Source organism: Nocardia seriolae NBRC 15557 (genome assembly GCF_007990715.1).
Lineage (GTDB): Bacteria > Actinomycetota > Actinomycetes > Mycobacteriales > Mycobacteriaceae > Nocardia > Nocardia seriolae.
The window spans coordinates 1-3,718 of record NZ_BJWY01000228.1 but is presented as its reverse complement, the minus strand read 5'-3'; the positions used below and the strand labels follow the sequence as shown (position 1 = coordinate 3,718).

Here is a 3,718-nt window from a genome sequence, read left to right as displayed (position 1 = left end):
GGACACTAGCACCAACGGAGTTGTCCTTGCTGACGATATCGGTTGCCCCCACTTCGATCAATCGAAAATGCCCCGACAACGATCGAACAAATGCAAGTACACGAGCCGTCATGGCCGTGAACGGTAAGGATATGGAGGGGCAGCGTGCCGCATGATCACGAAGGAGGCGTCCAGCCCCCTGCACCGACTCCGCTCCCGGATCCGGCCCAGGCCGATACCCGGCTCGAAAATCACGCTGCTGTGTCCAAGACGTCCGCGGGCGAGCCTGCCCCTACCTCGCCATGGACACCGCATGCCGCGTGGACAGTACTGGGCTTGGTAGGGATGAGCTTTGCCTTCATCGTGGTGCTCGCCATGGAGGTCGGCGTGGATCCGAAGGTCGCTGTTCCGCTGACCATCCTGCTCGTGAGCTGCATCGTCATGTGTATCGCCCCCAGTAAGCAGGGTGGAAGCGTCGGCCGACGGGTATGTCGCGCCCTTCTGGCCTACTACAACGACGGTCCGCCCGACCAGCCCTGACGACATGACGCCACCGGCGGGCCGGGCATCGCGGCGACGATGGTCGGCTCACCCATCCAGGGATCGGCGATCCATGGATGAGCGGTCCTCTCCCACTCCTCGCACGGTGGGCGCAACGTTGTCGCCATGACGAAGAACCTCGACACCGTCCAGCTCGGCAAGACCGGGCCCGCAGTCTCTCGCCTCGCTCTCGGGGCCATGGGGATGTCCGGCATGTACGGGCAGGCCGATGAGGCCGTGTCCATTGCCACCGTGCATGCCGCCATCGATTCCGGCGCGAACCTCATCGACACCGGCGACTTCTACGGGATGGGGCACAACGAGCTGCTCATCCGGCAGGCGCTGGCCGAGCGCAAGCGCGAGGATGTGCTGCTCAGCGTGAAATACGGTGCGCTGCGCGGGCCCGACGGCAGCTTCGGCGGCGTGGATACGCGGCCGGCGGCCACCAAGAATTTCCTGGCCTACACGCTGGAGCGGCTGGGCACCGATTACATCGATATCTACCGGCCCGCGCGGCTGGACCCGAACGTCCCGATCGAGGAGACCATCGGCGGGCTCGCGGACATGGTGCGGGCCGGATACATCCGCCACATCGGGCTGTCGGAGGTGGGTGCGGAGACGCTGCGGCGCGCCGCGGCCGTACACCCGATCGTGGATCTGCAGATCGAGTACTCGCTGATCTCTCGCGGGATCGAGGCCGAAATCCTGCCTGTCGCACGCGAACTCGGCATCGGCATCACCGCCTACGGGGTGCTCTCACGCGGCCTGCTCGGCGGCTCGTTGCGGCCCGGGCAGCAGTTCGCGCCCAACGACTTCCGCGCCCACAGCCCGCGCTTCCAGGGCGAGAACTTCACCGCCAATCTGCGTCTGGTCGATGCGCTGGCCGAGATCGCGGCCGATCACGACGTGAGCGTGGCGCAGCTGGCCATCGCCTGGGTGCTGTCGCGGGGCACGGATATCGTGCCGCTGATCGGCGCGCGGAAGCCGCAGCGCTGGGCGGAAGCCCTTGCCGCGGTGGATATCCGGCTGACCGATGCCGAGCTGGCCACCATCGAGGCGGCCGTGCCCGCCGACCGGGTCGCGGGCGGGCGCTACGCACCGGAGCAGATGGCCATGCTGGACAGCGAACGCTGAAACTACTTGCGGCGCGGCCGGATCACCGCGGTGAAGGCCGCGCCGGCCACGGGCTTGCCGGTGACATCGGTGATCGTCACCGGCACCTCCAGCTCGATCTCGGTGCGGGACTCGATATTCGCGCGGGTGGTCGCGATCGCCTCCGGGGTCAGTTCGGAGGTGGCGCTGAAAGGACCCGCCTCGCCCTTGGCGCGGGCCAGGTATTCGATGCGACCGTTGCGGGCCACGATGTAGGTGTCGCCGAGCAGATCCACGATGCCGGAGATGGACGCGCCCATGGCGGCCGTCTCGGCCAGGCCGAACAGCAGGGCGGCGTGAATGTCGCCATTGTGGTTGAAGTGCTCGGGCCCGGCGGCCATGCTGACCACGCTGCGGCCGGGAGCGTAGTCGACGCTCTCGATGCCGGTGAACTGGATGAAGCCGAGCTTGCGGAAGCCCGCCATCACCATTTCGCCCATGGTGGCGCTCTGCTCGTCCTTGGTGGCGCTGTCCATGCCGTCTCCTGACCGGTCAAGAAATTGAAACGTGTTCCAATTTCATATCAGCCCACTACGCGACCCTCAAGCCCCAGCGCCTCGGCGGTATCGGCCATGGTTTGCCGCGCCAGCCGGGGATCCTTGGCCAGACTCCGCCCGAGGGTCGGCATGAGACTGCGCAGGCGCGGTTCCCAGAGGTGCGAATAGCGCGGGAAGCAACGCTCCAGCACCTCCAGCAGGACGACGGGCGCGGTCGACGCGCCCGGCGTGGCGCCCAGCACCGCCGCGATCGAACCATCGTGCGAGGCAACGACTTCCGTACCGAATTCCAGCACGCCGCCGCGCTCCGGATCCGGCTTCACGATCTGGGCGCGCTGGCCCGCGGTGATCATGGTCCAGTCCGCGGCGCGAGCCTCCGGCACGAATTCCCGCAGCGCCGCCAGCTTCTTCTTGCGCGTCGAGGCCCGCTGCGAGACCAGCAGCCAGGCCAGATCCCGGTTCTGCCGCAGCATGGCGCCCAGCGGTGCGAGATTGTCCGGCCGCAGCGACGCCGGGGCGTCGAAGAGCGAACCGCCCTTCAGGAAGCGGGGATTCGCGCCCGGATAGGGGCCGAACAGCAGCGACCGCCGCCCGTTCACGAGTCGAGTATCCAAGTGCGGCATGGAAATCGACGGCGCGCCGACCGGACCGCGGCCGTACACCTTGGCGTCGTGCGCGGCGATCACCTCCGGATTGTCGCAGCGCAGGAATCGGCCGCTCACCGGCAGCAAACCGTAGCCGTGCGCCTCCGGAATGCCCGCCTTCTGCAGGACCTTCAACGCCCAGCCGCCCGCGCCCGCGAAGACGAAGCGGGCGTCAACCTTCCGGGTGAGGCGGTCGTTGTCGGTGCGCCAGTCCACCCGCAGCTGCCAGGTGCCGTCATTGTTGCGGCGCAGCCCGCGCACCTCGCAATTGCGGTGGATCTCGACATCGCGCCAGCGCAGCCAGTGGAACAGCTGGACGGTCAGCTCACCGAAATCGATATCGCTGCCGGTGATGTCGCGGGTGGCGGCGATTGGCTCGCCGTCCGCGCGGCCCGCGGTCAGCAGCGGGGCCCACTCGCCGATCACCTTCGGGTCGTCGCTGAATCGCATACTCGCGAAAAGATGATGGGCGGAAAGTGTTTCGTGACGACGACGCAGGAAATCCACCTCGGCGTCACCGCGCGCCAGCGTCATGTGCGGGACCGGATTGATGAAGGTCGACGGATCGCGCAGAATCCCGTTCTGCACCAGCGACGCCCACAGCTGCCGGGTGAGCTGGAACTGCTCGTTGAGTTCCACGGCGGGCCCGATATCGATCGAGCCGTCCGGGTTCTCGACGGTGTAGTCGAGTTCGCACAGGCTCGAATGGCCGGTGCCCGCATTGTTCCAGGCCGCCGAGGCCTCCCTGCCCACCTCGGGCAGTCGCTCGTAGACCGCGATCGTCCAGCTGGGCTCCAGGTGCTTGAGCATTACCGCGAGGGTCGCGCTCATGATGCCGCCGCCGATCAGGACGACGTCATAGGGCCGCAGGGGCTGTGTTCTCGTTGTCATTACCCGCTAGTGTCC

General features: G+C 67.3%; 4 protein-coding genes. 2 read left to right on the top strand and 2 right to left on the bottom strand.

The features are described from left to right. The first annotated feature begins 324 nt into the window (after positions 1–324). Positions 325–519, top strand: a complete 195-nt coding sequence (locus NS2_RS35180; protein WP_033088710.1) for a hypothetical protein — start codon at positions 325–327, stop codon at positions 517–519. 126 nt (positions 520–645) lie between these two features. Then, the gene (locus NS2_RS35175) at positions 646–1,653 is read left to right on the top strand and encodes an aldo/keto reductase (RefSeq protein WP_036546239.1); all 1,008 of its coding nucleotides are present in this window, start codon (positions 646–648) and stop codon (positions 1,651–1,653) included. A gap of 2 nt (positions 1,654–1,655) precedes the next feature. On the opposite strand, the gene NS2_RS35170 is transcribed toward NS2_RS35175, so the two are convergent. Next, entirely contained in the window at positions 1,656–2,147 is a 492-nt protein-coding gene (locus NS2_RS35170; RefSeq protein ID WP_052086611.1) for a PaaI family thioesterase, read from the bottom strand. Positions 2,148–2,194: 47 nt separating this feature from the next. After that, positions 2,195–3,703: a malate dehydrogenase (quinone) gene (gene mqo, locus NS2_RS35165; RefSeq protein ID WP_147207440.1), complete on the bottom strand. Its 1,509-nt coding sequence runs from the start codon at positions 3,701–3,703 to the stop codon at positions 2,195–2,197. Positions 3,704–3,718: the final 15 nt, after the last annotated feature.

What these genes read in the sequence shown, in the direction of transcription:
- NS2_RS35170 (WP_052086611.1), bottom strand. Translation starts at nt 2,147, where the DNA reads ATGGACAGCGCCACCAAGGACGAGCAGAGCGCCACCATGGGCGAAATG.
- NS2_RS35175 (WP_036546239.1), top strand. Translation starts at nt 646, where the DNA reads ATGACGAAGAACCTCGACACCGTCCAGCTCGGCAAGACCGGGCCCGCA.
- mqo (WP_147207440.1), bottom strand. Translation starts at nt 3,703, where the DNA reads ATGACAACGAGAACACAGCCCCTGCGGCCCTATGACGTCGTCCTGATC.
- NS2_RS35180 (WP_033088710.1), top strand. Translation starts at nt 325, where the DNA reads ATGAGCTTTGCCTTCATCGTGGTGCTCGCCATGGAGGTCGGCGTGGAT.